This window comes from Vreelandella piezotolerans (assembly GCF_012427705.1).
Classification (GTDB): domain Bacteria; phylum Pseudomonadota; class Gammaproteobacteria; order Pseudomonadales; family Halomonadaceae; genus Vreelandella; species Vreelandella piezotolerans.
In genome coordinates, this window is the sequence record NZ_CP048602.1 from 834,877 (window position 1) to 859,968 (window position 25,092).

The 25,092-nt window shown below is 56.6% G+C and carries 25 protein-coding genes and 2 pseudogenes; 18 read left to right on the plus strand and 9 right to left on the minus strand.

Translation table 11 applies throughout. From position 1 onward, the window contains the following. The first annotated feature begins 32 nt into the window (after nt 1–32). From GYM47_RS03855 to GYM47_RS03865, 3 genes are read left to right on the plus strand one after another with little or no spacing between them, the layout of a single operon-like run. A complete protein-coding gene (locus GYM47_RS03855) occupies nt 33–479 on the plus strand; it encodes a hypothetical protein (protein WP_139525170.1) in 447 nt (148 codons plus the stop codon). A gap of 58 nt (nt 480–537) precedes the next feature. Further along, nucleotides 538–966, plus strand: coding sequence for a phage holin family protein (locus tag GYM47_RS03860; RefSeq protein ID WP_139525171.1), 429 nt, complete (start codon nt 538–540; stop codon nt 964–966). Further along, the gene (locus GYM47_RS03865) at nt 963–1,988 is read left to right on the plus strand and encodes a DUF3618 domain-containing protein (RefSeq protein ID WP_139525172.1); all 1,026 of its coding nucleotides are present in this window, start codon (nt 963–965) and stop codon (nt 1,986–1,988) included. The genes GYM47_RS03860 and GYM47_RS03865 overlap by 4 nt, the downstream gene beginning before the upstream one ends. A 32-nt stretch (nt 1,989–2,020) precedes the next feature. On the opposite strand, the gene xseA is transcribed toward GYM47_RS03865, so the two are convergent. Next, on the minus strand, nt 2,021–3,376 hold the full coding sequence (gene xseA, locus GYM47_RS03870) for an exodeoxyribonuclease VII large subunit (RefSeq protein ID WP_139525173.1): 1,356 nt from the start codon (nt 3,374–3,376) through the stop codon (nt 2,021–2,023). 217 nt (nt 3,377–3,593) lie between these two features. Between xseA and guaB the strand changes: the two genes are divergently transcribed. The 7 genes from guaB (at nt 3,594) to GYM47_RS03905 (ending at nt 14,600) form a co-directional block, all read left to right on the plus strand. Then, a complete protein-coding gene (guaB, locus tag GYM47_RS03875; RefSeq protein ID WP_139525174.1) occupies nt 3,594–5,063 on the plus strand; it encodes an IMP dehydrogenase in 1,470 nt (489 codons plus the stop codon). An 89-nt stretch (nt 5,064–5,152) separates the two neighbouring features. Beyond that, nucleotides 5,153–6,730 (plus strand): glutamine-hydrolyzing GMP synthase, encoded by a 1,578-nt coding sequence (gene guaA / locus GYM47_RS03880; protein ID WP_139525175.1) that lies wholly within the window; start codon nt 5,153–5,155, stop codon nt 6,728–6,730. A 99-nt stretch (nt 6,731–6,829) separates the two neighbouring features. Continuing rightward, nucleotides 6,830–7,573, plus strand: coding sequence for a zeta toxin family protein (locus GYM47_RS03885; RefSeq protein WP_139525176.1), 744 nt, complete (start codon nt 6,830–6,832; stop codon nt 7,571–7,573). After that, nucleotides 7,570–7,722 (plus strand): hypothetical protein, encoded by a 153-nt coding sequence (locus GYM47_RS03890; protein ID WP_168444433.1) that lies wholly within the window; start codon nt 7,570–7,572, stop codon nt 7,720–7,722. Before GYM47_RS03885 ends, GYM47_RS03890 begins: the two co-directional genes overlap by 4 nt. Before the next feature lie 144 nt (nt 7,723–7,866). Further along, nucleotides 7,867–10,260: a type I restriction-modification system subunit M gene (locus GYM47_RS03895; protein WP_153842172.1), complete on the plus strand. Its 2,394-nt coding sequence runs from the start codon at nt 7,867–7,869 to the stop codon at nt 10,258–10,260. Continuing rightward, nucleotides 10,257–11,486 (plus strand): restriction endonuclease subunit S, encoded by a 1,230-nt coding sequence (locus tag GYM47_RS03900; RefSeq protein ID WP_153842173.1) that lies wholly within the window; start codon nt 10,257–10,259, stop codon nt 11,484–11,486. Before GYM47_RS03895 ends, GYM47_RS03900 begins: the two co-directional genes overlap by 4 nt. Nucleotides 11,487–11,495: 9 nt before the next feature. Further along, nucleotides 11,496–14,600 carry a type I restriction endonuclease subunit R gene (locus GYM47_RS03905; RefSeq protein ID WP_153842174.1) on the plus strand — a complete coding sequence of 1,035 codons (3,105 nt, stop codon included), beginning with the start codon at nt 11,496–11,498 and terminating at the stop codon, nt 14,598–14,600. A gap of 103 nt (nt 14,601–14,703) precedes the next feature. Here GYM47_RS03905 and GYM47_RS03910 read toward each other — a convergent pair whose 3' ends face one another. Then, nucleotides 14,704–15,666, minus strand: a complete 963-nt coding sequence (locus tag GYM47_RS03910) for an XRE family transcriptional regulator (RefSeq protein WP_139525180.1) — start codon at nt 15,664–15,666, stop codon at nt 14,704–14,706. 103 nt (nt 15,667–15,769) lie between these two features. Between GYM47_RS03910 and GYM47_RS18560 the strand changes: the two are divergent. After that, a pseudogene (locus tag GYM47_RS18560) lies at nt 15,770–15,939 on the plus strand (DeoR family transcriptional regulator); the annotation flags it as partial. 33 nt (nt 15,940–15,972) lie between these two features. On the opposite strand, the gene GYM47_RS03920 reads toward GYM47_RS18560, so the two are convergent. Then, entirely contained in the window at nt 15,973–16,281 is a 309-nt protein-coding gene (locus tag GYM47_RS03920; RefSeq protein ID WP_139525181.1) for a hypothetical protein, read from the minus strand. Nucleotides 16,282–16,535: 254 nt separating this feature from the next. On the opposite strand from GYM47_RS03920, the gene GYM47_RS03925 reads away from it, so the two are divergent. The 6 genes and pseudogenes from GYM47_RS03925 (at nt 16,536) to GYM47_RS03950 (ending at nt 20,682) form a co-directional block, all read left to right on the plus strand. Continuing rightward, a complete protein-coding gene (locus GYM47_RS03925; RefSeq protein WP_139525182.1) occupies nt 16,536–17,117 on the plus strand; it encodes a DedA family protein in 582 nt (193 codons plus the stop codon). 66 nt (nt 17,118–17,183) lie between these two features. Continuing rightward, entirely contained in the window at nt 17,184–17,975 is a 792-nt protein-coding gene (locus GYM47_RS03930; protein WP_139525183.1) for a PhzF family phenazine biosynthesis protein, read from the plus strand. Nucleotides 17,976–18,156: 181 nt separating this feature from the next. Then, on the plus strand, nt 18,157–18,966 hold the full coding sequence (locus tag GYM47_RS03935) for a type IV toxin-antitoxin system AbiEi family antitoxin (RefSeq protein ID WP_153842175.1): 810 nt from the start codon (nt 18,157–18,159) through the stop codon (nt 18,964–18,966). Nucleotides 18,967–19,087: 121 nt separating this feature from the next. Further along, nucleotides 19,088–19,873 (plus strand): annotated as a pseudogene (locus GYM47_RS03940) (nucleotidyl transferase AbiEii/AbiGii toxin family protein); the annotation flags it as partial. Between the two features lie 89 nt (nt 19,874–19,962). Then, nucleotides 19,963–20,127 (plus strand): DUF808 family protein, encoded by a 165-nt coding sequence (locus GYM47_RS03945; protein ID WP_139525184.1) that lies wholly within the window; start codon nt 19,963–19,965, stop codon nt 20,125–20,127. A gap of 75 nt (nt 20,128–20,202) precedes the next feature. After that, nucleotides 20,203–20,682 carry an NYN domain-containing protein gene (locus GYM47_RS03950; RefSeq protein ID WP_139525660.1) on the plus strand — a complete coding sequence of 160 codons (480 nt, stop codon included), beginning with the start codon at nt 20,203–20,205 and terminating at the stop codon, nt 20,680–20,682. Between the two features lie 92 nt (nt 20,683–20,774). Here the strand turns inward: GYM47_RS03950 and GYM47_RS03955 are convergent, their stop codons facing one another. From GYM47_RS03955 to GYM47_RS03970, 4 genes are all read right to left on the minus strand, one after another. Next, entirely contained in the window at nt 20,775–21,296 is a 522-nt protein-coding gene (locus tag GYM47_RS03955) for a cupin (protein ID WP_139525185.1), read from the minus strand. 89 nt (nt 21,297–21,385) lie between these two features. Beyond that, the gene (locus tag GYM47_RS03960) at nt 21,386–21,682 is read right to left on the minus strand and encodes a DUF1330 domain-containing protein (protein WP_139525186.1); all 297 of its coding nucleotides are present in this window, start codon (nt 21,680–21,682) and stop codon (nt 21,386–21,388) included. 60 nt (nt 21,683–21,742) lie between these two features. Next, nucleotides 21,743–22,291, minus strand: a complete 549-nt coding sequence (locus GYM47_RS03965; protein WP_231125512.1) for a hypothetical protein — start codon at nt 22,289–22,291, stop codon at nt 21,743–21,745. A gap of 29 nt (nt 22,292–22,320) precedes the next feature. Next, nucleotides 22,321–22,773 carry a MerR family transcriptional regulator gene (locus GYM47_RS03970; protein ID WP_054641266.1) on the minus strand — a complete coding sequence of 151 codons (453 nt, stop codon included), beginning with the start codon at nt 22,771–22,773 and terminating at the stop codon, nt 22,321–22,323. 70 nt (nt 22,774–22,843) lie between these two features. On the opposite strand from GYM47_RS03970, the gene GYM47_RS03975 reads away from it, so the two are divergent. Next, nucleotides 22,844–23,194 carry a permease gene (locus tag GYM47_RS03975; protein WP_231125513.1) on the plus strand — a complete coding sequence of 117 codons (351 nt, stop codon included), beginning with the start codon at nt 22,844–22,846 and terminating at the stop codon, nt 23,192–23,194. A gap of 48 nt (nt 23,195–23,242) precedes the next feature. Here the strand turns inward: GYM47_RS03975 and GYM47_RS03980 are convergent, their stop codons facing one another. Beyond that, a complete protein-coding gene (locus GYM47_RS03980; RefSeq protein WP_422822478.1) occupies nt 23,243–24,511 on the minus strand; it encodes a PQQ-dependent sugar dehydrogenase in 1,269 nt (422 codons plus the stop codon). Nucleotides 24,512–24,558: 47 nt separating this feature from the next. After that, entirely contained in the window at nt 24,559–24,987 is a 429-nt protein-coding gene (locus tag GYM47_RS03985) for a DUF2231 domain-containing protein (RefSeq protein WP_139525189.1), read from the minus strand. Nucleotides 24,988–25,092 lie beyond the last annotated feature (105 nt).

Here is a 25,092-nt window from a genome sequence, read left to right on the forward strand (position 1 = left end):
GGTGAAGTTTCACTGACACGGAGAACGTCACCATGAACGATCAAGGACCCCATCACGATCACGAAACGCTCAAGCAGAAAGGCCAGCAAAGCGCTGATGAGCTGAAAGAGGCCGCCCGCGAACAGGCCGAGAGCGCGTTCGACCGACAGCGCGATAGTGTCGCGCAGCACACTCACACCTTCGGCTCGGTATTGCAGCGCGCTGCTGACGAGTTCGACCGCCAAGAGCAACCCTTCTGTTCCGAGCAGGCCAGGAAGCTGGCCGACCATACCGAGCGGTTTTCCCAGCGGCTACGCGATAAAGACCTCCACGCGCTGTGTCGTTCAGCGGAAGCGTATGGCCGCCGTGAGCCCGCCATGTTCATTGGTGGCGCGATTGCTGCAGGCTTTTTAGTCACGCGTTTTCTGCGCAGCTCCCCCGCCAAGGCATCGTCGTCCGATGTGTCAACCGAATCCAAGGCGCCCGACCAAACGCTTTGAACCCCTGTGTTCATCAGACACCCATACCATTTTTCATGCAGGAAGCGGGAGAGCAAGAATGGAATCGGAAAGCCATAAAAGCAGTTCGATAGGCACGCTGCTATCCACGTTACTCAACGAAGTCTCTGCCCTGGTGCGCGGCGAAGCGGCGCTCGCCAAGGCCGAAATGTCAGAGAAGACTCACCAGGCCATGGCAGGCGTAGGCGCCGTGGCGACGGCCGGTGCGGTGCTCTTCGCTGGCTTGTTGACGCTGTTGGCGGCGCTTGTGATGTTGTTGAACGAGGTACTGCCACCGGACACTCGCCCTTGGCTGGGCGCCGTGGTGGTAGGCGCCGTGGTCACGCTGATGGGCGTGGTGATGCTCAAGGCAGGGCTCAAAAAAGTACGCGCCCAGGGGCTCATGCCAAACCGCACCATGCAGAGCCTGCGCAGCGATAAAACGCTGGCCAAGCAGCATCAGCAGCACGTCAAGGAGGAGGTGAAATGAGCCAGGATGAACGTTCACATCGCCAAACAGAGCGCGATCCGGACCAAATCGAGCAAGAGATTCATCAATCTCGCGAGCGGCTGGATGCCACGCTGCATCAGATCGAAGAGCGCTTCTCGCCAGAACAGTGGCTGCACAGCACGTATGATTACCTGCGCCACGGCGGTGCCAATGAGTTCTTTGACAACCTGGGCACGACCGTTAAGCAGAACCCCGTGCCTACGCTGCTTACCGGCACGGGCCTAGGTTGGCTGATGCTTAGCCAGCGCCAACCGCATCGCTCCCATTCGCGTGGCTCTGCGCACGTCGATGCCACTGACGTACATGCCACGCCGCCGCCTCCTGATGAAGTGATGTCGCCTCAGCGTGCAAGTGCCGGGCAGCACGACCCGCGAAGCGATTCACACGGACCAGGCCACGGCATCAAAGAGCGCGCCCGACATATTGGTCATAGCACGAAAGGGGCCGCGCAGCAGTTCAGCGACAAAGCTCACCAAATGGGAGGACGTATGCACGATTCCATGTCCCACGCCCAGCAGGGCACGCATCAGCGGATCGATCACATGAAAGAGCGCGCTCATCATGTCAGCGACCGCTCTTCGGATTTCATTCAAGAGCACCCACTGGTCGTGGGAGCGTTAGGGTTTGCTCTGGGGGCGGCGCTGGCCAGCCTGAGCGCTACGACACACAAAGAGAACGAAACCCTGGGTGAGTATCGTGATCACGCCATGGACCAAGCGACCAAGATGGGCGAGGCGCAAGTGGACAAAGCGCAGCAGGCAATTCACGACACGGCAGAATCCGTGAAGCAGCACGCCCATGAGCAACGCCACGAGGGGCACCAGAACGAGGATAACCCCACCCAGCATAACGAGCCGGGATTAGCGGGGTCGAGCACGCCGTCAGGCAACACGCAGGGCGCGGGTACGAACACGGCTACCCATCCTGCTAGCAGCCCCACTACACCGGGGGCGAATACCGCCACGCAAACGTCCGAGACGCGTAAGCCACCGCTTCCGTAACGGCTGAGTTGGCTCGTCCCTGGTTCACGGCGCTACTTCTTGTAGCGCCGTTTTACGTCGACGCTGAGGCGTCCTTCGCCCAGGCGCAGCGTGAGGCGCTGGCCGGGCTGGGTGTCGTCGGCGCGACGGACGACTTGGCCTTGGGCATCTTGAGCGATGGCATAGCCGCGCCCGAGTACGGCCAGCGGACTGACGGCGTTGAGTTCTCGGGCGGCGCTATGTAGGCGTGCTTGACGCGTCTCCAGCAGGCGCTGCATCGCATTGGCCAAGCGGCGCTGTAGGCTGCTTACCCGTTCGCTGTCGGCGCGGTGCAGCCTTTTCATATCTTGGCTGGCAAGGCGGCGAGTAAGTTGGGCCGTTTGCGCCTTTTGCTGGGCGAGGGTGTGTTGTATGGCGCGGTGTAACCGCTGCTGCAGCGCGGTGAGGTACTGGCGCTGGCGGGCGAGCTGTTCGCCGGGGTGACGAAGGCGGGCGCGTAGGGTGTCTAGCCGCTGGCTATCTCGCTCTAACCGGGCCTGCATGGCGCGCTGTAAGCGCTGCTCTGCCTGGGTGAGCTGGCGCTTCAAGGCGTGTTGGTCGGGTACGAGACGCTCGGCGGCAGCGGAAGGCGTGGGCGCGCGCCTATCGGCGGCATAATCCGCCAGGGTGACATCCACCTCATGGCCCACCGCCGACATCACCGGCAGCCGGGAGTGAAAAATCGCCCGCGCCAAGTGCTCGTTATTGAACGCCCAGAGATCTTCCAGACTGCCCCCGCCACGGGTGATCAGCACCACATCTAGCTCGGGGTCTAACCGCGCCTGCCGGTTGAGCAGGCCGAGTGCCGAGATCATCGCCGGGGCGGCATCGGCCCCCTGAACCGGTACGGGAATTAGCGTCACGTCCGCCAGCGGCCAGCGGGCGGCCAGCACCGCCAGCACATCGCGAATGGCCGCGCCGGTAGCAGAGCTTAAAATCAAAATCTTGCGCGGTGGCAAGGGCAGGGGGCGCGCATTGGCGAACACGCCTTCGCCTTCCAACTGCGCTTTCAAACGCTCGAAGGCCGCCAGCAGCTCGCCGAGGCCAGCGGCCTGTACCGCCTCGGCAATGAGCTGGTAGTCGCCCCGTGGCTCGAACAGCGAGACGCGTCCGCGTAGCTTCACCTGGTCGCCATCGCGCATGGGCGCGGCCACGAAGCGCGCCCGCTGACGGAACAGCGCGCAGCGAATCTGCGCCCGGTCGTCTTTCAGGGTGAAGTAGATATGCCCCGAGGCCGGACGCGAGACGTTGGAAAGCTCGCCCTCTACCCACACGTCCCCCACGTCGCGCTCCAGGGTTTGCTTGGCGCGCTGGTTGAGTTGGCTCACGGAGAGCGCTTGGGGGGCGGGTGCCGTGCTCGTTGGTTCCATCGTTGGCCTTGGTGGTTCTCTCGTAGATGTCACGATACCTCAAACGCGGCTCATAAGGCTTCCCTTCACCGCATATTCCCGGCTGACGCTGACCGTCATTAGCAATTGGTATAAGCCTAACCGCCTCTCCGCGTTGCTGGAGCGGCCCTCGAAACGTTATAATGGGCGATTAACTTTCCACGCCCCATCTTCCCACTTCTCAATGGGTGTTGCCGCTATGCTACGTATGGCCCAAGAAGCGCTTACGTTCGATGACGTACTTCTCGTTCCTGGCTTCTCCGACGTTCTGCCCAAGGATGTCAGCCTAAAAACCCGCCTGACCCGCAATCTCTTCCTGAACATTCCCCTGCTTTCCGCTGCAATGGACACCGTGACCGAAGCGCGTCTCGCCATTGCCATGGCGCAGGAAGGCGGCATTGGCATCATCCATAAGAACATGACCATGACGCAACAGGCTGCTGAAGTGCGTAAGGTGAAGAAGCACGAAAGCGTCATCGTCAAAGACCCGGTCACCGTGAGCCCCAAAGCCAAGCTGGAAGACCTGCTGGCCATGGCCCGCGAATACGGCTTCTCCGGCTTCCCGGTGGTGGAAGGCGAAACCTTGGTCGGCATCGTCACCGAGCGTGACATGCGCTTCCAGCCGAACCACGGTGACAGCGTGGCCGATATCATGACCCCCCGTGAGCGTCTGGTCACCGTACCGGAAGGCACCGAACTCGAAGTCAGTAAAGCCAAGATGCGCGAACACCGCATCGAGAAAATGCTGATTGTCGATGACGCCTTCCACCTGCGCGGCCTAGTGACTTTCCAAGACATCGAAAAAGCCCGCACTTACCCGATGGCCGCCAAAGACAGCGATGGCCGCCTATTGGTAGGTGCCGCCGTCGGTACCGGTCCGGAAACCCCGGACCGTGTCGCGGCACTGGCCGAAGCAGGCGTTGACGTGATCATCGTCGATACCGCCCACGGCCACTCTCAAGGCGTGATCGATCGTGTTCGCTGGATCAAAGAGCATTTCCCGCAGATTCAAGTGATCGGCGGCAACATCGCCACCGCCGCCGCTGCTAAAGCCCTGGCGGAAGCAGGCGCAGACGCCGTGAAAGTAGGTATCGGCCCCGGCTCCATCTGCACCACCCGCATTGTGGCAGGCGTGGGCGTACCGCAAATCACCGCCGTTTCCAACGTGGCCGAAGCGCTGAAAGAATTCGACATTCCGCTGATTGCCGATGGCGGCGTGCGCTTCTCTGGCGACCTGGCCAAAGCCATTGCCGCTGGCGCCAGTGCGGTGATGGTAGGTGGCCTGCTGGCCGGTACCGAAGAAGCGCCGGGTGAAGTCGAGCTTTACCAAGGCCGTACCTACAAAGCCTACCGCGGCATGGGTTCCATGGGCGCGATGTCCCAGAACCAAGGCAGCGCCGACCGCTACTTCCAAGACAAAGATGCCGGTGCCGAAAAACTGGTACCGGAAGGCATTGAAGGTCGCGTGCCCTATAAAGGCATGATGGGCGCCATCGTCCACCAGCTGATGGGCGGCCTGCGCGCCTCCATGGGGTATACCGGCTGCCGCGATATTCAAGAAATGCGCACCAAGCCGGAATTCGTACAAATCACCGGCGCTGGCTTTAACGAGTCCCACGTTCACGACGTGCAGATCACCAAAGAAGCCCCCAACTACCGGGTGAGCTAACCAGCGCATCAAGTGACACGGCGGCGGGCATTGCCCCGCCGCTTGCTTTTTAGCCAATGCGGCCCGTTCCGCGTTATAGAGGCTCCGCCATGAGTGACATTCACGCCCATAAGATCCTGATTCTCGACTTCGGCTCCCAGTACACCCAGCTGATCGCCCGCCGGGTACGCGAAATCGGCGTATTCTCTGAAATCCGCGCCTTCGACATCACCGAAGAAGAGATTCGCGAATACAACCCCAACGGCATCATCCTGGCCGGTGGCCCGGAATCCGTCACCGAGCTGGATTCCCCCCGCGCCCCGCAGTGCGTGTTCGAAATGGGCCTGCCGGTATTTGGTATCTGCTACGGCATGCAAACCATGGCCGAGCAGCTGGGCGGCAAGGTAGAAGGCTCTAACCAGCGTGAGTTCGGCTACGCCCAGATTCGCCTGGACGCGGAAAGCGCGCTGTTCAAAGACATCAAAGACCACGTCGACGCCGCCACCGGCAACGCGCTGCTAGATGTATGGATGAGCCACGGCGATAAAGTCGCCAAAGCCCCCGACACGTTCACCGTGACCGCCTCTACCCCAAGCTGCCCGATTGCGGCCATGGCCTGGGAAGAGAAGCAGTTCTACGGCGTACAGTTCCACCCGGAAGTGACCCACACCCTGCAAGGCCAGCGGATTCTTGAGCACTTCGTGCTGGATATCTGTAAAGCCGAAAAGCTGTGGACGCCCGCGCAAATCATCGAAGACCAAGTACAGCGCGTACGCGAGCAAGTCGGCGACCGCCACGTACTGCTGGGTCTTTCTGGCGGTGTCGATTCTTCTGTTGTGGCCGCGCTGCTGCACAAAGCGATTGGCGACCAACTGACCTGCGTGTTCGTCGATAACGGCCTGCTGCGTAAAAACGAAGGCGACCAAGTGATGGAAACCTTCGCCAAGCACATGGGCGTGAAGGTGATTCGCGTCGACGCCGAAGCGCTGTTCCTCGATAAGCTGAAAGGCGAAAACGACCCGGAAGCCAAGCGCAAGATCATCGGCAACACCTTTATCGACGTGTTCGATGAAGAAGCCAGCAAAATTGAAGGCGTGGAGTTCCTGGCCCAGGGCACTATCTACCCGGACGTGATCGAATCCGCCGCCTCGAAAACCGGCAAAGCGCACGTGATCAAATCCCACCACAACGTGGGTGGCCTGCCGGAAACCATGAAGCTGAAGCTCGTCGAGCCGCTGCGCGAACTGTTCAAAGACGAAGTGCGCAAACTCGGCCTAGAACTCGGCCTGCCCTACGACATGGTCTACCGCCACCCGTTCCCCGGCCCTGGCCTGGGCGTGCGCATTCTGGGTGAAGTGAAGAAAGAGTACGCCGACATCCTGCGCGATGCCGACGCCATCTACATCGAAGAACTGCGCGCCGCCGGTTGGTATGAAAAAACCAGCCAAGCCTTCGCCGTGTTCCTGCCGGTGAAATCGGTAGGTGTCGTAGGCGACGGCCGCCGCTACGAATGGGTCATCGCGTTACGCGCCGTCGAAACCATCGACTTCATGACCGCCCGCTGGGCGCATCTGCCCTACGAGCTGCTGGAGAAGGTTTCTAACCGGATTATCAACGAGTTGGAAGGGGTGTCGCGGGTGACTTATGATGTCTCCAGCAAGCCGCCTGCTACTATTGAGTGGGAGTGAGGTTGCGTCAATCATGATAATCGCTAGCTAGACTTCGCAAAGCCGCTCCATGATTGAGCGGCTTTGTTGTATGGTGCGCTTATACCTACAGGGATGAGCATGATGAGCGACGAGGAAGTTAAAGCCAATGCAGTAGCCTTTGCCAAGCGACATAAGAAGCGCATTGCCTCTGAACGAACGGATATCGAGCAGTACGTGCCGGAAGAGCGGCCTATCTCCATTTTTATGGCGGGTTCTCCGGGGGCAGGCAAGACCGAGATAGCCAAGGAGTATGTTGCAGCGCTGGATGAATTAGAGTCCCAAGGGTTCGAAGGGCTGGGCAGGATACTGCGTATTGATCCTGATGACCTGAGAGAAGAGCTCCCAGGCTATACGGGTGGCAATTCCCGGTTGTTCCAGGGCGCGGTGTCGATACTCGTGGATAGAATTCACGACGTCATGCTGAAACAGCGGCAGTCCTTCCTTCTGGATGGCACACTCGCAAGCTTTGATATCGCCAGCAAGAATATTGCCCGCTCTTTAAAGCGAGAACGTGACGTCCAAATATTCTACGTCTATCAGCATCCGCTACTGGCTTGGCAGTTCGTCTGCGGTCGCGAGAAGGTCGAAGGCCGAAATATTCCGCTCGAAAGCTTTATTGAACAGTTCCTCGGTGTTCAAGAGGTGGTGAATCGAGTCAAACGAGAGTTCGGCTCAAAGGTCTGTCTCGACCTCATCATCAAAGACACAGACCACACAAATCAGCACTGGGAATCGGATATCGATTCGATTGATCCATTCCTGCCCGAGCGCTACACTCATGAACAGCTGAAAAGCCTACTATCAGGCGAGGATGAGTCATGAAAGATAAAATGTCGAAATCTACCCCGCTAACGCATTTTGCGCGTCATGCGAGCGCTGAGCAGAAACAAGCCGTGCGTAACAAGGTCATCCATAACGCCATCGCTCGTCAAAAGCGTGTTCTCGACCAAGCTAAAGAGCTGAATTGCTAGCTTAGCTGTTGAGCAGTCGCATTTCCTTGGCCCGCCGATGAGCGGGCTTTCTGTTTCTGCCTGTTTTTTAGTGGCTTACGAACAGCAGTTCATGCGCCCTAAAAATCGGGCTAGCGTTAAATATCATAAGGTTACATTTCATCAATGAATCAGGTTTCTCATAACAGCCTTGTCTCTTTTATTTGGAAAATTGCCGATGACTGCCTGCGCGATATTTATGTCCGCGGCAAATACCGTGATGTCATCCTGCCCATGGTGGTGTTGCGCCGCCTGGACACCCTGCTGGAGCCGACCAAGGACGCGGTGCTCGAAGAGGTTCGCTACCAGAAAGAAGACGAAGGCGCGCTAGAGCTGGATGAGGAGCCTTTGAAGGAAGCCTCCGGCTACGTGTTTTACAACACCAGCCATTGGACGCTAAAGAAGCTACACGGCACCGCCACCAATAACCAGCAGATTCTGCTGGCGAATATCGAGGACTACCTTGACGGTTTCTCCGATAACGTCAAGGAGATCATCCGCCGTTTCAAGCTTTTCGATCAGATGCGCCACATGGCCGACAAACAAGTGCTGCTGGAGGTCATCGAGAATTTCGTCTCGCCCTATATCAACCTGACGCCCCACAATACGGAAGACCCCGAAGGCAACACATTACCGGGGCTTTCCAACCTGGGCATGGGCTACGTCTTCGAAGAGCTGATCCGCAAGTTCAACGAAGAGAACAACGAGGAAGCGGGGGAGCACTTCACGCCGCGCGAGGTGATCCACCTCATGACGCACCTGATGTTCGACCCGATCAAGGATCGGCTTCCCCCGCTCATGACGATTTATGATCCGGCCTGTGGCTCGGGCGGTATGCTGACCGAGGCGCAGAACTATATCAAGGATCCAGAAGGCCTGATCAAGGCCAGCGGCGACGTCTATCTCTACGGCAAGGAGATCAACGACGAGACCTATGCGATCTGTAAATCGGACATGATGATCAAGGGTAACAACCCCGAGAACATCCGTGTCGGTTCCACGCTCTCCAGCGATGAGTTTTCCGCCGAACGCTTTGACTTCATGCTCTCCAATCCGCCCTACGGCAAGAGCTGGAGTAGCGAGGTCAAGTACATCAAGGAGGGCAAGGATGTCATCGATCCTCGCTTTCAGGTGGAGTTGGCGGATTATTGGGGAAATAAAGAGACCGTAGACGCCACCCCGCGCTCCTCGGATGGTCAGTTGCTGTTCCTGATGGAGATGGTCAACAAGATGAAGCCTGCGGGTACCAGCCCGCTTGGTTCGCGCATCGCCTCCGTTCACAACGGCTCCAGCCTGTTTACCGGCGACGCGGGCAGCGGCGAATCCAACATCCGCCGCTACATCATCGAAAATGACATGCTGGATACCATCATCCAGCTGCCGAACAACCTGTTCTACAACACCGGTATCACCACCTATATCTGGCTGTTGACCAACGCCAAGCCGGAAGCCCGAAAAGGGCGTGTCCAGTTGATCGACGCCAATCTGCTCTACCGCAAGCTGCGCAAGAACCTGGGCGACAAGAACTGCGAATTTGCGCCCGAGCATATAGAAACGATCACTAACGCCTACCTCGACTTCGCCCCCATCGAGCGGGAAATCGACGCCAACAATGACCCGCTGGGCATTGCCGTGCAGGTGTTCGAAAACGACGACTTCGGTTACTACAAGGTCACCATCGAGCGCCCCGACCGCCGACGCGCCGGTTTCAGCGCCGAGCGCATCGCACCGCTACGCTTCGATAAAGCATTGCGGGAGCCGATGGAGTGGCTGTGGGAAGCCCACAGCGACAAGGTTTACGAACCAGGCTTTTTGAAAGGCGAAGCCAAAGCCATTGCCGCCTGGTGCGAAGAGCAGGGCATGACCCTGAACGCCAAGCAGCGCGGCAAACTGACCGATACCCGCCACTGGCTCAAGCTGCGCGACTTGCATGATGCCGCCACCGCCTTGATGGAGCAGGTCGGCACGCAAGAGACCGATGACTTCAACGCCTTCCGCGAGATCGTCACCAAGACGCTCAAAGCACAGAAGATCAAGCTAACCGCCGGTGAGAAAACAGCGCTCTTGAACGCCGTAAGCTGGTACGACGAACAGGCGCACAAGGTGATCGACAAGCGCTACCCGCTCTCGAAAGAGGGCGTGAGAGGCCTGACCGAGCGCTACGGCTGCACCGAGGAAGCGCTTTCGGACTTCGGCTACTACCTTCAAGACGACGGCAGCTATCTGACCTATGAGAGCGCCACTGACCTGCGCGATGCCGAAAGTGTGCCGCTGAAAGACAGCATCCACCGCTATTTTCAAGCCGAGGTGAAGCCGCACGTTAAAGAAGCCTGGATCAACCTCGACTCCGTGAAGATCGGCTATGAGATCAGTTTCAACAAATACTTCTACCGCCACAAGCCGCTGCGCAGCTTGGACGAGGTCACGCGGGATATTTTGGAGCTAGAGGAAAAAGCCGATGGGTTGATTGCGGATATTCTGGGCGTTGAGGTGGCAACCAAGTTGGAGTCGGTGGAATGAGTATTTCGGCTTATCCAGCGTACGAAAGCTATAAAGCAAGCGGTGTGGAATGGTGGCCACGGACTCCTGCACACTGGACAGTGGCACCTCTCAAGCACGGTCTTCGCATTAATAATGGCCAAGACCACAAAGATGTCTTGGCCGATGACGGTTATCCAGTTTATGGGTCAGGCGGGCAATTTGCCTATGCCTCCTCATATCTACATGATGGCGAGGCTATTTTACTTGGTCGAAAAGGGACAATCGATAAGCCCCTGCACGTGTCCGGCAAATTCTGGTCAGTCGACACCATGTTCTATGCAGTATGCAACGCTCGGTTAATACCTAGGTTCGCGTACTATTTCGTGACTACAATCCCGTTTTTTTACTTCTCTACTTCGACCGCACTCCCGAGCATGACGCAGGACGATCTGAAGAACACTCCAGTATCTCTGCCTCCCCTCCCCGAACAACGCTCCATCGCCGCATTTCTGGATAATAAATGCGCCAAGATCGATGAGGCTGTACGGATCAAGGAGGAGCAAATCAAGCTCCTGCGCGAGCGTCGGCAGATCCTGATTCAGCAGGCCGTCACCCGTGGCCTGACCCCTGACGTGCCCACGAAGGACAGTGGCATCGATTGGATTGGGGAAATTCCTGCACATTGGGAAGTGCGGCGAAGTAAATTCCTATTTAAGCAAAGTAAAGAGTTAGCCCGTAAGGACGATATTCAATTATCGGCTACCCAATCTTACGGAGTTATCTCACAGGAAAAGTTTGAGTCCTTGGTGGGACGTAGAGTCGTTAAAATTTCGACTAATCTCGACAAGCGAAAGCATGTCGAACTAAATGATTTCGTTATAAGCATGAGAAGTTTCCAGGGAGGGCTCGAGCGAGCCTATGCAACAGGCTGCATTCGTTCGTCCTACGTCATTCTTAGACCTGACCCTGAAGTGAATCCCGATTTTTTTGGCTATTTGTTAAAGATCCCGCGCTACATCCATGCGCTGCAAATTACCGGGAATTTTATTCGGGATGGACAAGACCTGACATTTGAAAATTTCGCTGACGTGGATCTCTTCATCCCGCCATATCAGGAACAGTCTGAAATTGCAGATCATATTAAACGCAGCTGCGACAGAATCGATGATGCTATCACGATCAAGGAAAACCAGATCGCCAAGCTAAATGAATACAAAACCAGCCTAATCAACGCGGCGGTAACGGGCAAAATCAAGGTCAGTTAAGGGGCAGTCATGAGTTATGCGGTAAGCGACACCACGGAGAAAGCGCTGGAACAGGCCATCGAACGCAGCCTGACCGGCACTACCAGCGAAGCACAGGCGCAGGGCATTACCGAGCCTGCGGCTTACGGCGTGAGTGGTGCTTACCGCCTTGGCCATGGCAGCGACTTCGATGCCACGTTGGCGCTGGACACTGCCCGGTTCTGGGCCTTTCTGGAAACCACACAAAGCAAGGCCTTGGAAAAGCTCAAGACCCGCCACCCCGCTGATTGGCAGGCGCGTATTCTTGGCCAGTACGACAAACTGATCAAACGAAAGGGCGTATTGCACCTGTTGAAAAAAGGCCTGCCGGTCGAGGATGCGCACTTTACCCTCATGTACCCCGCGCCGCTGGCCAGTTCCGCCCAAGCGGTACACGACCACTTTGCCGCCAACGTGTGGAGCGTGACGCGTCAGGTGCACCACTCGCTGGCGAACCCCAACGAATCCATCGATATGGTGCTGTTCGTCAACGGCCTGCCCATTGTTACCCTGGAGCTCAAAAACGCCTGGACGCAGCAAACGGCACGCTACCACGGCCAGAAACAGTACCGCGACCGGGATGCCACCCAGCCGCTGCTGCAGTTCGGCCGGGTGCTGGTCCATATGACCGCCGATACCGATGAGGCCTGGATGGCGACCAAGCTCGCCGGAGGCGCCACCTGGTTTTTGCCGTTCAACAAAGGGCATAACGAAGGCGCGGGCAACCCGCCCAACCCGAACGGCCACCGCACCGCTTATCTATGGGAAGAGGTGTTCAAGCCTGACAGTCTCGCCGGTATCATCCAGCACTTCGTGCTGCTGGAAGGTAAAAGCACCGACCCGCTGGCGAAGAAAAACCTGATTTTTCCGCGCTACCACCAGCTCAACGTGGTACGCAAGCTGCTCGCCCATACCGCGGTGCATGGGGTGGGCCAGAGCTACCTGATTCAGCACTCGGCAGGCTCAGGAAAATCCAATTCGATTACCTGGGCCGCCTACCAACTGATCGAAAGCTACCCCGAGCAGGTCGACCTGCCCGGCGCGAAGGCGCTGGATGCGCCGCTGTTCGATAGTGTGATCGTGGTGACCGACCGCCGCCTGCTGGACAAGCAGCTGCGCGAGAACATCAAAGACTTCTCCGAGGTGAAGAATATCGTCGCCCCGGCGATGCGCTCTTCGGATCTCCGAGCGGCACTGGAGAACGGCAAGAAAATCATCATCACCACGATTCAGAAGTTTCCCTTCATTATCGATGGCATCGCGGATCTCTCCGATAAGCGTTTTGCCGTGATCATCGACGAAGCTCACAGCGGCCAAACCAGCCACTCTCAAGGCAACATGAACAAGGCCATGGGGGGAAGTGCGGAGACGGACGACGAGGACAACCAGGACAGAATTCTCACATCCATACGGGCGCGCAAGCAGCGGGGCAACGCCTCTTACTTTGCATTCACGGCGACCCCCAAGAACAGCACGCTGGAGATGTTCGGGGTGGCGCAGCCTGAGGGCGGCTACAAGCCTTTTCATCTTTACAGCATGAAACAGGCGATCGAAGAGGGCTTTATCCTCGATGTGCTGGCCAACTACACCACCTACAAGGGCTATTACGAGATTCAGAAGTCCATCGAAGACAACCCGCTGTTCGATACTATCAAGGCGCAGAAAAAGCTGCGCGCCTTTGTCGAACATCGCCAGCAAACCATCGACATCAAGGCCGAGGTCATGGTGGATGACTTTGTCGATAACGTGGTCAACAAGAAGAAGCTGCGCGGTAAGGCGCGGGGAATGATCATCACTCAGAATATCGAGATGGCCATTCGCTACTATCGCGCGGTACAGAAAGAGCTGGAGAAGCGCGGCAATCCGTTCAAGGCGTTGATTGCCTTTTCGGGTGATAAGCAGGTCGACGGCATCAAGTACACGGAAGCCGAGATGAACGGTTTCCCCGAGGAGAAGACGCGCTTCTATTTCGATGGCTACGACGATAAAGGTAAGCCGATGCTGCTGAACGGCCAGAGCGTCGAGAACACCTTTCGGCTACTGGTGGTGGCTAATAAGTATCTGACCGGCTTTGATCAACCCAAGCTTTGCGCCATGTATGTGGATAAAAAGCTGCAGTCGGTGCTGGCCGTTCAGGCGCTATCGCGTTTGAATCGCTCGGCGCCCAAACTGGGCAAGCGGACCGAAGACCTGTTCGTGCTCGATTTTTTCAACGAGGTCGACGACATCAAAAAGGCGTTCGATCCCTTCTTCACCGTGACGACGCTGTCGCAGGCGACAGATGTTAACGTTCTGCATGACTTGAAAGATGCACTCGATGAGACCGGTGTTTACGAGTGGGAGGAAGTTGACGATTTCTGCCAGCGTTTCTTCAACCAGGAGGATGCCCAGAAGCTGAGCCCACTCATCGATACAGCTGCCGAGCGATTCAACGCGGAGCTGGGGCTCGAGGATAAAGACAAGATCGACTTCAAGATCAAGGCCAAGCAGTTCGTCAAGATCTACGGTCAAATGGCATCGATCATGCCGTTCGAAGTCGTGGCGTGGGAAAAGCTTTTCTGGTTTTTGAAGTTCCTCATTCCGAAGCTGAAGATTCAGGACCCGAACCAGGATGAACTCGATGAGCTGCTTGAGTCTGTCGATCTTTCCTCCTACGGATTGGGCAGAACGAAGCTCAACCATGCCATTACACTGGATGCCGAGGAGGCCACGCTCGATCCGCAAAACCCCAATCCGCGTGGGTACCGTGAAGAAGAGAGCCAGAAGGACCCGCTCGAGGAGATCATCAAGACCTTTAACGAGCGCTGGTTTCAAGGCTGGAGCGCTACGCCAGAAGAGCAGCGCGTCAAGTTCCTGAATATTCTGGACAGCGTGAGAGCACATCCAGATTTCGAGCAGAAATTCAGCGATAACCCAGACCCCTACTCGCGTGAAATCGCCTTCGATAAAATCATGAAAGAAGTAATGTTGAAACGGCGCAAGGAGGAGATGGAGTTATACAAACTCCACGCCCAGGACCCGACGTTCAAAGCGGCGTTTTATCAAAGCCTTAAAAATGCTTTGATGAAAACAAATATAAGTGGTTTTTCCTATTAGAGGCTACTGTTGATGATAGTAGGGGTGCGGTTTTTAATCGCACCGTTTTAATGTAAGTCACGTATTTTGGTGTGAGAGGTTAAGGGTGATTTACGTAGATCTTTTAAGTGTTTCTTCTTGCTCTGCTGTTAACTGAAAGTTCAGCTATATCTAGCTCAAATTCTTTATCGATATCCAGTTTTTTTAAGATGGCGGGCAAAACTTGGTGAATCGTTCTCATACCGACCAAAAGTTCATTCATATATATGTCAGGATGTAACTGAGTTGTATTGATACCAAGGCTCTCTGCTTCTGCTGAGTGATCCAGTTCGTCCGGTGAACCGTAAACTATGTCCATCAGTTCGGCTTTGAGTGGTACACGACCTTGAAAGGCAGTTTCTTTTACAATAAGAATCCACTTTTCATAATCGCTAATCACCTCATGCCGAAATTTAGTGAAATTTGGTGCTAGTGCTTGATCGGCTTCAATCTTGGTGGCAGCCAAAGAGAGCAAGCAAGGCTCTATGTTCTCGGCAGGTGATGAATAAAGATCGAGCCTTTCGTCATTAACGATATGATCAATGTAAGCGATATAAAAGCCATAGACACTGTTTAAAGATAAATATATGTCATAAATGAGTGAAGCCAGTGGGTTGTCTCTAAAGCTAAAGTCGCCGTCTTCGTTTATAAGGCTTTCGTTTAGCTCCTTTGGGAATTCCTTGGGAATGGTAACGCCCATCTCAGTCAACGTATTTAGCGTATTACCTAATAGCAGATCAAGATCGTCTTCCAGGGGTAGTGTGTAATACCCGGTTTCAGCATCCTCTTGGGCAAGCTCGGCCAGGTTTTGAGTTAGAGTTTTCCACTTCGCGCAGTTTTCCACAGACCCACATAGGAGAACATCGGACGGATCCAGGTCGCCGATTTTTGTCAGTTCTCGAAATTTGTTCTGCATTACCAGCGATATGTGTTCGCCATTTTTCCATTTCGTAATTTGGGTTGGCGAAACTCCCAGAAGCCCAGACAGCTTTTTCTGGTTACATTGCAGAATATGCAAGGCGAGTTCAACGAATGCTTTACTGCTCATGGCGACCTCCCATTTGATAAGAGATGCAAGTCTAGACTGTAATTTACTTAATTAAAATATTTTTTTACTAAATTTTCGGTTGATTCACTCATCAGCTGGAGGGACTGCAGGTGATGAGTTTGCGCAGGGTATCAATGCCCGCAAGTACCAATCGTTGGCTAAGGTGAGCAAAGCCACCGCCACCCGGGATTTGCAGAGTTGGTGGAGAAAGGCTGCCTTTCCAAGCTGCCCGGCGGTGGGCGCAGCACACGTTACTCCGTGGAGGTGGGTTAGGGTTGCCTGTTGAGAACGATAGGTTCCAAGGCGTTAGTCAGAAACCCTATCGCAGTTGTCTTGGTACAGCGGCGCATCGGTGCCCAGCGCTAGGCGCTCGGTGGCGCTGTTGTAGTAGAAGTGGCCATGCTCAACGTTGGCAAGGTGATAATCCCCGCAAACCCCATAGCCCTTATTGACGCGCTTTAAATGCGAAATGTCAGCTTGCGTCTGGCTACCGAGGTGTTCCGATATGCTTGCGGCGATGTGCGCATCACGCTGTGCCTCGGAGTGGGCTTGGCCACCGAATAACAGGCCCGCCACGATGAAAATGGCGACAACGGGAATCCATAGGTTATGCATAGCGTGCCCAGTGAGTTGGTGTGGTGTGCATGATGCCAGTAGGGAAAGTAGTTATCAGGATAATAACGGGTTGCTGGTTTCGCTGCACTGATGGGTGTGGGCTGCGTGCGTTGCTGTTGAATGCCTCTCGCAGATTGAATAAGCTGCCTGCCGCTAAAAAGCCCTATTCAACCCTCCGCATCATCCCGAATCGCGATAAAAATGGCGTTTACGTGCCGCCCACGGCTCCGGGGTAACTTTATGGATGAACGCAAATGACTGTCGAGCAGTTGGTGGAGTCTTATGGCAGCGTCGGCCTATTCGTGGGGTCGAGCCTGGAGGGCGAAGCCAGCGCAATGCTGGGCGGCATCATGGTTCACCAGCACTTGATTAGATTTTGGCCCGCGATCATCGCTCTGGCGCTGGGTTCTTTCCTGGCGGATCAAGTATTCTTCCTGCTCGGGCACTGGTGGCGCAACAGCGCTATCGTTCGTTCGGTTCAGGGTAGCACAGCGGGTGCGCGTGTACTGACCACGTTCAATGCTCGCCCGGACGTTTTCGCGTTCTCCTTGCGCTTTCTTTATGGGTTACGCATGGCCGGTGCGGTGACGATCGGTACGACCGATTACCCTTGGCTGCGATTTATCCTGCTCAATGCTATGTCGGCGCTGATCTGGGCGCTGGCCTGGGTCACGCTCGGTTATCTGTTTGGTCAGGCCCTTGCGCCACTGTTCGAGCGGCTGAGTGGCTATTCCCATTTTATATGGGCGGGTGTTGTCGTTGCCTTTTGCATCGCGGCAGTGGCCGTGATGGCTTCCAGGCGGAGACGAGCTAAGCGCATGACGACGCGCGATTGAGCTCAATGCCTCCGCCAGAAAGCGGCACTAACCTAGCGTTTTCGCCTCTCTTTTTCGGTAACTGCCATGAAAATCGACCTCTACCAAGTAGATGCTTTCGCCTCAAAACCCTTTGAAGGCAACCCAGCCGCCGTGTGCCCGCTGGAGGCGTGGTTGGATGATGCGCTGCTGCAGGCCATTGCAGCGGAGAATAACCTGTCCGAAACCGCATTTTTCGTACCCACGGAAGCGGGCTATCACCTGCGCTGGTTTACGCCTTCGGTGGAGGTGGATCTGTGCGGCCACGCCACCTTAGCGGCGGCCTGGGTGGTGTTCCATGCCTTGGGCGTGGTGGCCGAGGCGGTGGCCTTTGAAACCAGAAGCGGTGTACTGACCGTTCGCCGTGAAGGCGATATGCTGGTGATGGAATTCCCCGCAAAAACGCTCGCCCCGCTAGACATGCACGCGGAAGTCGCCGCTGCCCTAGGCGGTATCGAAATCGAGGAACTGCTGATCTCGGATGACATTGTGGTGGTAGTCGAGGAGGCGAGTGTGATTGAACGCCTTGCACCAGATATGCAGCGGCTTAAGCAATTACCGGGGCGGGGTGTGGCTGTTACTGCGAAAGGTGATGATGTGGATGTTGTATCTCGCTGGTTTGGCCCCAAGGTCGGCGTGGAAGAAGACCCGGTCACCGGCTCGGCGCATACGTCGCTCGCACCTTACTGGGCAGCGCGTTTGGGTAAGCAAGCGCTGACTGCCCGCCAGGGAGGGGCGCGCCAAGGCGCGCTGAGCTGCGTGGTAGAAGGTGAGCGCGTGATGATTAAAGGCCGCGTTGCGCCTTATCTAACGGGGCAAATCACGCTGCCTGATAGCTAATGAGCATAGTCTATGGCGATGAGGCTTCGTGGGAGTATCAGGATTGAAAACAAATAAGTAAATAAGTATACCGTTCTTTTGCTTTATGAATCTGGTGGTTTGTGGTCTATAGGTACACCAAATTTACATTTTTCAAAGTAGAGTGTGGCAACTCCTTTAGTTAAATGCTACTTTGTGTCCTATGAGCACACAAAATAAATCAATATTAAAGAACCTATTAGAAGCCATACCACCTGGGTTTATGGCGGATACCGCTTGGCTTGAACGACATGGCGTTAGCCGCTTTCTGGCACGTAAATACGTCGAAAATGGCTGGCTAGAGAGGGTTAACCGAGGCGTATTCCGGCGTCCTGTGCCCAGCACAGCCATCGATTGGAAAACCTGCCTGCTCTCCATGCAGCACATCATGCGTTATGACATTCATATCGGAGGCACCACGGCACTCTCCTTGCAGGGGTATGATCATTATTTACGTTTGGGCAGCAATGCGCCTGTTTGGGTATACGGTGATACGATCCCTAGCTGGCTCAGCAAGCTACCACTTACCGCCCCCATCAAAATCCGCAACACGTCACTGTTTTCTGATTCATCGCTAGGGCTAGCTAATCAGAGAAACAATGATGAAGACGCACTGCCATGGGAGTGGGTGCTGAATATGTCGATGCCCGAAAGGGCGGTGATGGAAGCTATGGATGAGCTGCCCGACCACGAGAGCTTTCATCACCTCGATATGCTCTTTGAGAGCTTGACGACGTTACGACCAAAAGTGCTGTCCGTACTACTGCACAGTTGTAAGAAGATTAAGGTAAAGCGGCTATTCTTTGTCTTTGCGGATCGCCATGACCACCCTTGGCGCAAGCGTCTTGATGTCACCGCGTTCAACCTTGGCAGTGGCGATAGGGCACTCGTCAAAGGCGGTAAGATTCATCCTCGCTATCGTATTATGGTGCCTGCAGAATTTACGGGGGAGGGTGCTAGCGATGGCACGTGAGATTTATGAGGCGCAGGTTGCGCTACTTGTACGTATCCTTCCGTATGTTGCTAAGGAAGAGGTCTTCGCGCTCAAGGGCGGCACAGCGATAAACCTGTTTTAACGTGATTTTCCCCGGTTATCGGTGGATATCGATCTGACCTACCTACCGATGAAAGATCGAAGTGACAGCCTTACTGATATCAACGAAGCAATGGACCGCATTGCGGTGTCTATTGAAGGCGGCATCGTTGGTGCCAAAACGCAACGTATAAAAGGCGGCGGTGGTGGAGCCACGCGTTTGCTGGCGCGTCTTGGTGGTGCGGAGATTAAGATTGAAACGTCACCCGTTGCACGTGGTATCGTTCATGAGCCTCAAATGCGCTCAGTGTCCGATACTGTTGAGGATGATTTCGGCTACGCAGAAATGAGGATCGTTTCATTCGAGGACTTGTTTGGCGGAAAACTGCATGCCGCCTTAGATCGTCAACATCCGCGTGATCTTTATGATGTGAAGCTACTTTACGATAACGAGGGCCTAACGGATGCTTTGTTTCGCACCTTGTTGGTTTATATAGCGAGTTCTTCGCGCCCTTCACATGAGCTACTGAATCCAAACCTCATCGATCTTGATCAGCCTTATACACAAGAATTTGAGGGTATGACCAGAACTCCTGTTAGCCTCGAAGAACTGTTGAGCATACGTAAGCGATTGATTGCGGATATTCAGTCACGCTTTGATGAAAATACCAAACGCTTCTTACTGAGCCTGCATGACGGTCTACCGGATTTTGATGCCATCGGCCGCCCAGAAGCGGCCAATCTGCCTGCGGTACGCTGGAAACTCATCAACCTAAAAAAACTGAAAAACGATAACGCCTCGAAACATGCTGAGCAACGCCATGAGCTGGAGCACTTGCTGGGATAAGAGGTGCAAATCGGGATGCGAAAGAGACCGCTCGCCCCAGCCACCGTGTGCTTTACTATCTGCAATGCTGATTCACGGAGGAAGCCCCCATGGCCATTGGCGGCTTGATAGGATTACTGGACGACGTTGCCGCATTGGCGAAGTTGACCGCAGCATCACTGGACGATGTGAGCGCAGCCGCTGGGCGAGCAACGGCGAAGGCGGCCGGGGTGGTGTCGCGCCTCGTGCCTATCCAGAGGGCGCATTCTAAATAACGGCGCGGTACCATGCACCCTTACCAACGCCAGCCTCATGAGGCTGGCGTGTTATTACTTGCCGAGGCCTTTTCCATGACCCGCGTCGCCATCTTCGTCGATACCCAGAACGTCTATTACACCGTGCGCGAGGCCTACGGCAAACACTTCGATTACCGCCGTTTCTGGGCCAAGGTGACGGCGAACCGGGAGGTGGTGGCCGCCCGCTGCTACGCCATCGATAAGGGCGATGCCAAGCAGCGCGAGTTCCAAACTATCCTTCGCTCGATTGGGTTTGATGTCCGGCTCAAGCCCTTCATTCAGCGAGCGGACGGCTCCGCCAAGGGCGATTGGGACGTCGGCATCACTCTCGATGCCATCGAATACGCCGAGAAGGTGGATGTGGTGGTGCTGGTGTCCGGCGATGGCGACTTCGATCTGTTAGCCCAGAAAATCCGTGAGGTGCACGGTAAACGTGTCGAGGTCTACGGCGTGCCCCAGCTCACCGCCGCCTCGCTCATCAATGCCGCGAGCGAGTTCATCCCCATCGAGCGTGAGCTGTTGTTGGGCGGATAGCAGCGGCTGAAAGACCGGCTGAGCCGAATACGTTGGCTTATCGGCTCATTTTGTGAGCCGATAAGGGGCGGTAAGGCGGCGAATCCGTCTTATCAAGGCGTCGCCGATTGCCAGAGATCGCTCAATGGCCCCCCGACCGGGCTGAACTCGGGAATCGCCACGCGGGCTGCGCGGTTTTGCGCTTCGCCGAGTCGTGCGGGGTCACCGAGCTCGATCTCGGGCTGCTGGTTAGGGGGATAGGCACCCACCATGCAGAAATCATCGTCGGCGGTCAGACTGGCGTGGCCGACACCGGCAGGTAGTACCAACACATCGCCAGGATAAAGCATCAATGTGCGGCCGTTAGGACCCCCCAGGCGTGCCAGGGTTTGCCCGCGAAAGATACCCAATGCCTCATGAGCCGTTGAGTGAAAGTGATCGAAGTCGTAGAGGTGATAGCGCCAAGCGGGCAGCCAGTGGTGGCGTTGGAACAGGCGTTCGAATGCGTCGGCTCGCTTCTCCGCGTCGCTGGTGTCGACGACATGCCGGTAAATCAGCACCGGTAAGGCGGCGTTGGGATAGCCGGTGGCACCGTCGGCATCCAGGTAGAGTGTGTCGGGTGACGGAGCGTCCATGATGTCCTCCTGAGGCTGATGGAAGCGTTACATGCGTCAGCCTAGCCACTTTTTCTGCCCTTAACAGCGTGGCGCTTGTTTGGGGAGTCTCATGCCTCTGTCAGGCCATCCACCAGGAAGACACGGTAATCGGCGCCCTGGAAGCGGTGCTTGCGGGCCTCTTGGTAGGCGGGGCTTTGGTACCAGGCGCGGGCGGCGGCCATGTCGGGGAAGCGTAGAATCACCGCACCTTCCATGTCGCTGCCTTCCAATACTTCAACATCGCCGTAAAACGCTAGCGGCTGCGGGTCGTGGCCTTCGCGGGCGGCTTTGGCTTTTTCGCTATAGCGCTGCATCTCTTCGCTGTCGTGGGTGCGCTCACGGGTCAAAACGATATAAGCGGGCATTCCTTTCTCCTAGATAAGATGACAAGACGCTCCAGCATACCATTGCCGACGGACGCTGCCTTATGAATCAGGGCGAGTGGGGCCGTCGGTGGGTGTGTACGCGTCCGTTTCGATCACGGCGTCGTCCTCTACCGCGCGTTCGAGCTGGCGGTGCTCTAGGGCAGCGAGTGCGATGCGGTAGCAGTCGTCGATGTGGCTGTTACCCATGTATTTCATGGCGGTAAAGCTGATGCCGCCTGCCACGGCACTGCCGATCAGCGGTACGAACTTGGACGCGCCTTTTGCCGCCACCCGAACGCCCATTTTGCTAAGTAGCGAGACGATGAGGTTCTGGGTGATGTATTTGCCCGCCATCTTGCTGCCGGTGTTGGAGATAGCGGTCATGACGAACAGCTTGCTCTCGGTATCCAGGCCGTCGATTTGCTCCGGTGTCAGGCCAAACTGGCTATTAATTTTGGGGATGATGCGCATCAGAATCGCCACGTCCGAGCCGATATCCAGTCCCGGTACGGGGATGATGGCGGTGCCCGCTGAGAGTCCGGCACTTTTGGTCACCATCGCTTGGCATGTCTTTTTGATGGCCTCGAGTTCTTCCTTCGTTTCGATCATGGGCAGTTCCTTTGGGGGATGGCCGCGCGTCATTTGAGCAAAGATTGGCTGTCGCCACAGCGGGTGTCACTGCAGCTGGGCTGGTGCTCATACAGCGTTTGGATGATTTGGCAGTCGGCGGCTTTGCCGCCCCGGCACTGGTGCACCACTTGGCGCAGCTCGTCCGCTAGCGCCTGCAGTTTGGCAATGCGCGCCTCCAGGTGCGCGAGATGGCGGCTAGCAATGTCATCGGCGGCGCTGCAGTCGGTGTCAGGGTGGTCTGAGAGCGCTAACAGCTCCTGAATGCTGTGCAGGTCTAGCCCCAGGTTGCGGCCATGGCGAATGAAGCTGATGCGCTCGAGCGCCGCCTGGTCGTAGTGTCGGTAGCCCTGTTCACCGCGTTGTGGGGGCGGCAGCAGGCCGAGTTTCTCGTAGTGGCGAATGCTCTCCGGTGAACAGCCGGTGCGGGCGGCCACTTCGCCAATGCGGTAGACGTGTGTCATGGCTTGACCCTGTAACGATGACAGGGTTTAGGCTAGTCCTTATTCCCCGAGTGGACAAGCAGGTGATGACATGACGCTGATGACCGAGCTGCTGCAAATTGCGCTGACGGCGGCCCCGTGGCTGCTGCTGGGGCTGGTGATTGCCGGCATGATCAAGGCATGGTTGCCAGAAAGCTTGCTACAGCGCTGGATGGGCGGGCGCGGCCTGGGCAGCATCGTGAGGGCGGCGGTGATTGGCATGCCCCTGCCGCTGTGTTCCTGCGGGGCGATTCCCACTGCGATTGCCCTGCACCGGGGCGGCGCGGGACGCGGGCCAACGACCTCGTTTTTGATCAGTACCCCAGGCCAGCCAAGTGCAAGAGCTACTGCCCCACTGGTTGGAGTGGTTAGCGTTGGTGGTGCTGGCGCTGGTGGCTATTAGGCCGGTGCGCCGCCGCGTGATGGGGTTTTAAACAAGCGCACGGGCTGGTCACTCGCGCCTCATTGACGCGTCGTCCGGGGTCACGCGCCAAATGGCGTTAGTGAGATCGTCGGCAATGATCAGTGCACCGTCGGGGTCGACGGTCACCCCCACCGGGCGACCACGGGTGCTGCCGTCATCGGTGAGAAAGCCCGAGACGAAATCGACGGGGTCACCGCTGGGCTGGCCATTACTAAAGGGTACGAACACCACTTTGTAGCCAACGGGGTCGGCGCGGTTCCAACTACCGTGCTCGCCAATGAACACCCCGTTGGCAAACTCATCACCCATGGACGCGTTCGAGAAAGCCAGGCCGAGCGGTGCCACGTGGGAGCCTAGGGCATAATCCGGCGCGATGGCACTTTCGACTTTCTCCGGGTTGCGAGGCTGCACGCGGGGGTCGACATGCTGGCCCCAGTAACTGTAGGGCCAGCCGTAAAAGCCGCCTTCTTGAACGGTAGTGAGGTAATCAGGCACGAGATCTGGGCCTAGCTCGTCACGCTCGTTGACCACCGTCCATAGCTGGTCGGTGTCGGGCTGGATCGCCATGGCGGTGGGGTTGCGAAGCCCCGTGGCATAGGGCCGGTGCATGCCGGTGTCAGGGTCGATCTGCCAAATTTCGGCGCGATTGACCTCTGCCTCCATACCGCGCTCGGTGATGTTGCTGTTGGAGCCAATCCCTACATACAGAAACTCCCCATCGGCACTGGCGGTCATCGCTTTGGTCCAGTGGTGGTTGATCTCGGCGGGGAGCTGGGTAACCACCTCGGGTGGTCCGCTGGCCTGGGTTTGGCCCTCTTCGTAATCGAAGCGTACCAGGGCATCCTGGTTGGCGACATAGAGGGTGTCATCGATCAGCGCGAGGCCGTAGGGAGCGTTAAGATCTTCCGCAAAGGTGGTTTGCTCTTCATAGCGGCCGTCGCCATCGCCATCGTGTAACAGTGTCAGCCGGTTACCGCTCTGCACGGAGGTCGTGCCTTGTGATTTGATCAGCCCAGCCACGAAATCCTTTGGCTTGAGAGAGGGGGCGTTACCACCGCTGCCTTCTGCCACCAAAATATCGCCATTGGGCAGCACCAGGGTTTGGCGGGGGATCTGCAAGTCGGTGGCTATCGCGGTAATCGTGTAGCCCTCGGGCACGTTAGGGAGAGTGTCGCCCCACTCGGCGGGTTCGGGCACGCTCATGCTGGGCAGCAGGCCGCGGGAAGGCTCGGGTAGCGTGGGGTTTGGCCCGTAGCGGGTGAACTCTTGGGCGCTGACACTACCGGCTGCCAGCATCAAACAGAGCGGCGCGGCATAACAATGCGGACGTCGTAGAGCGCGCTTCATGGTTTACCTCCGTGGCCAAAACGGGAAAATCCCATCCAAACGGCGGTGCCCGCAAAAATGGTGACCACCATGGAGAGGGCAAAAGCAATCGGCATCATGCCCCAGGCGTCTCGCGAGTGGATCAGGGCGTTCACAAAGCCGAGCACCCACGTGAGCAGCAATAGTGCGGGATAGATCAGGAGAATGATGCTGCGCGACCTGGCACGGAAGAAACTAATGAGGGCGCTAAGCAATGCGAGCCCCGCAAACACCAATCCACCGGCATTTAGCCAAGCGGCGAAGGTGGCCCACTGGATTTGATAGCTATTGGCGTAGGCGTAGTCGCTGAGCGTGGCGCCTAGAAACAGCGGCAGACACCCCACCAAAAACACCGAATGAAAGAGGGGCAGCCCACGTTGATAGGTATGCGTACGGGTAGCTGTCACGGCATGCTCCTTATGCTGATCTAGCGAATGGCACTACCTGGCAGAAGTGATGCTGAGCCTCCTTGCCAAGCAATGGTGTCCTGTAGTGCCTACCCAGTGTAGGAC

What these genes read in the sequence shown, in the direction of transcription:
- GYM47_RS03965 (WP_231125512.1), bottom strand. Translation starts at nt 22,291, where the DNA reads ATGATCGAAACGAAGGAAGAACTCGAGGCCATCAAAAAGACATGCCAA.
- GYM47_RS03950 (WP_139525660.1), top strand. Translation starts at nt 20,203, where the DNA reads ATGACCCGCGTCGCCATCTTCGTCGATACCCAGAACGTCTATTACACC.
- GYM47_RS03890 (WP_168444433.1), top strand. Translation starts at nt 7,570, where the DNA reads ATGAAAGATAAAATGTCGAAATCTACCCCGCTAACGCATTTTGCGCGT.
- GYM47_RS03930 (WP_139525183.1), top strand. Translation starts at nt 17,184, where the DNA reads ATGAAAATCGACCTCTACCAAGTAGATGCTTTCGCCTCAAAACCCTTT.
- GYM47_RS03980 (WP_422822478.1), bottom strand. Translation starts at nt 24,511, where the DNA reads ATGCTGGCAGCCGGTAGTGTCAGCGCCCAAGAGTTCACCCGCTACGGG.
- guaA (WP_139525175.1), top strand. Translation starts at nt 5,153, where the DNA reads ATGAGTGACATTCACGCCCATAAGATCCTGATTCTCGACTTCGGCTCC.
- GYM47_RS03920 (WP_139525181.1), bottom strand. Translation starts at nt 16,281, where the DNA reads ATGCATAACCTATGGATTCCCGTTGTCGCCATTTTCATCGTGGCGGGC.
- guaB (WP_139525174.1), top strand. Translation starts at nt 3,594, where the DNA reads ATGCTACGTATGGCCCAAGAAGCGCTTACGTTCGATGACGTACTTCTC.
- GYM47_RS03925 (WP_139525182.1), top strand. Translation starts at nt 16,536, where the DNA reads ATGACTGTCGAGCAGTTGGTGGAGTCTTATGGCAGCGTCGGCCTATTC.
- GYM47_RS03865 (WP_139525172.1), top strand. Translation starts at nt 963, where the DNA reads ATGAGCCAGGATGAACGTTCACATCGCCAAACAGAGCGCGATCCGGAC.
- xseA (WP_139525173.1), bottom strand. Translation starts at nt 3,376, where the DNA reads ATGGAACCAACGAGCACGGCACCCGCCCCCCAAGCGCTCTCCGTGAGC.
- GYM47_RS03975 (WP_231125513.1), top strand. Translation starts at nt 22,844, where the DNA reads ATGACGCTGATGACCGAGCTGCTGCAAATTGCGCTGACGGCGGCCCCG.
- GYM47_RS03945 (WP_139525184.1), top strand. Translation starts at nt 19,963, where the DNA reads ATGGCCATTGGCGGCTTGATAGGATTACTGGACGACGTTGCCGCATTG.
- GYM47_RS03885 (WP_139525176.1), top strand. Translation starts at nt 6,830, where the DNA reads ATGATGAGCGACGAGGAAGTTAAAGCCAATGCAGTAGCCTTTGCCAAG.
- GYM47_RS03970 (WP_054641266.1), bottom strand. Translation starts at nt 22,773, where the DNA reads ATGACACACGTCTACCGCATTGGCGAAGTGGCCGCCCGCACCGGCTGT.
- GYM47_RS03895 (WP_153842172.1), top strand. Translation starts at nt 7,867, where the DNA reads ATGAATCAGGTTTCTCATAACAGCCTTGTCTCTTTTATTTGGAAAATT.
- GYM47_RS03860 (WP_139525171.1), top strand. Translation starts at nt 538, where the DNA reads ATGGAATCGGAAAGCCATAAAAGCAGTTCGATAGGCACGCTGCTATCC.
- GYM47_RS03905 (WP_153842174.1), top strand. Translation starts at nt 11,496, where the DNA reads ATGAGTTATGCGGTAAGCGACACCACGGAGAAAGCGCTGGAACAGGCC.
- GYM47_RS03855 (WP_139525170.1), top strand. Translation starts at nt 33, where the DNA reads ATGAACGATCAAGGACCCCATCACGATCACGAAACGCTCAAGCAGAAA.
- GYM47_RS03900 (WP_153842173.1), top strand. Translation starts at nt 10,257, where the DNA reads ATGAGTATTTCGGCTTATCCAGCGTACGAAAGCTATAAAGCAAGCGGT.
- GYM47_RS03910 (WP_139525180.1), bottom strand. Translation starts at nt 15,666, where the DNA reads ATGAGCAGTAAAGCATTCGTTGAACTCGCCTTGCATATTCTGCAATGT.
- GYM47_RS03955 (WP_139525185.1), bottom strand. Translation starts at nt 21,296, where the DNA reads ATGGACGCTCCGTCACCCGACACACTCTACCTGGATGCCGACGGTGCC.
- GYM47_RS03935 (WP_153842175.1), top strand. Translation starts at nt 18,157, where the DNA reads ATGAGCACACAAAATAAATCAATATTAAAGAACCTATTAGAAGCCATA.
- GYM47_RS03960 (WP_139525186.1), bottom strand. Translation starts at nt 21,682, where the DNA reads ATGCCCGCTTATATCGTTTTGACCCGTGAGCGCACCCACGACAGCGAA.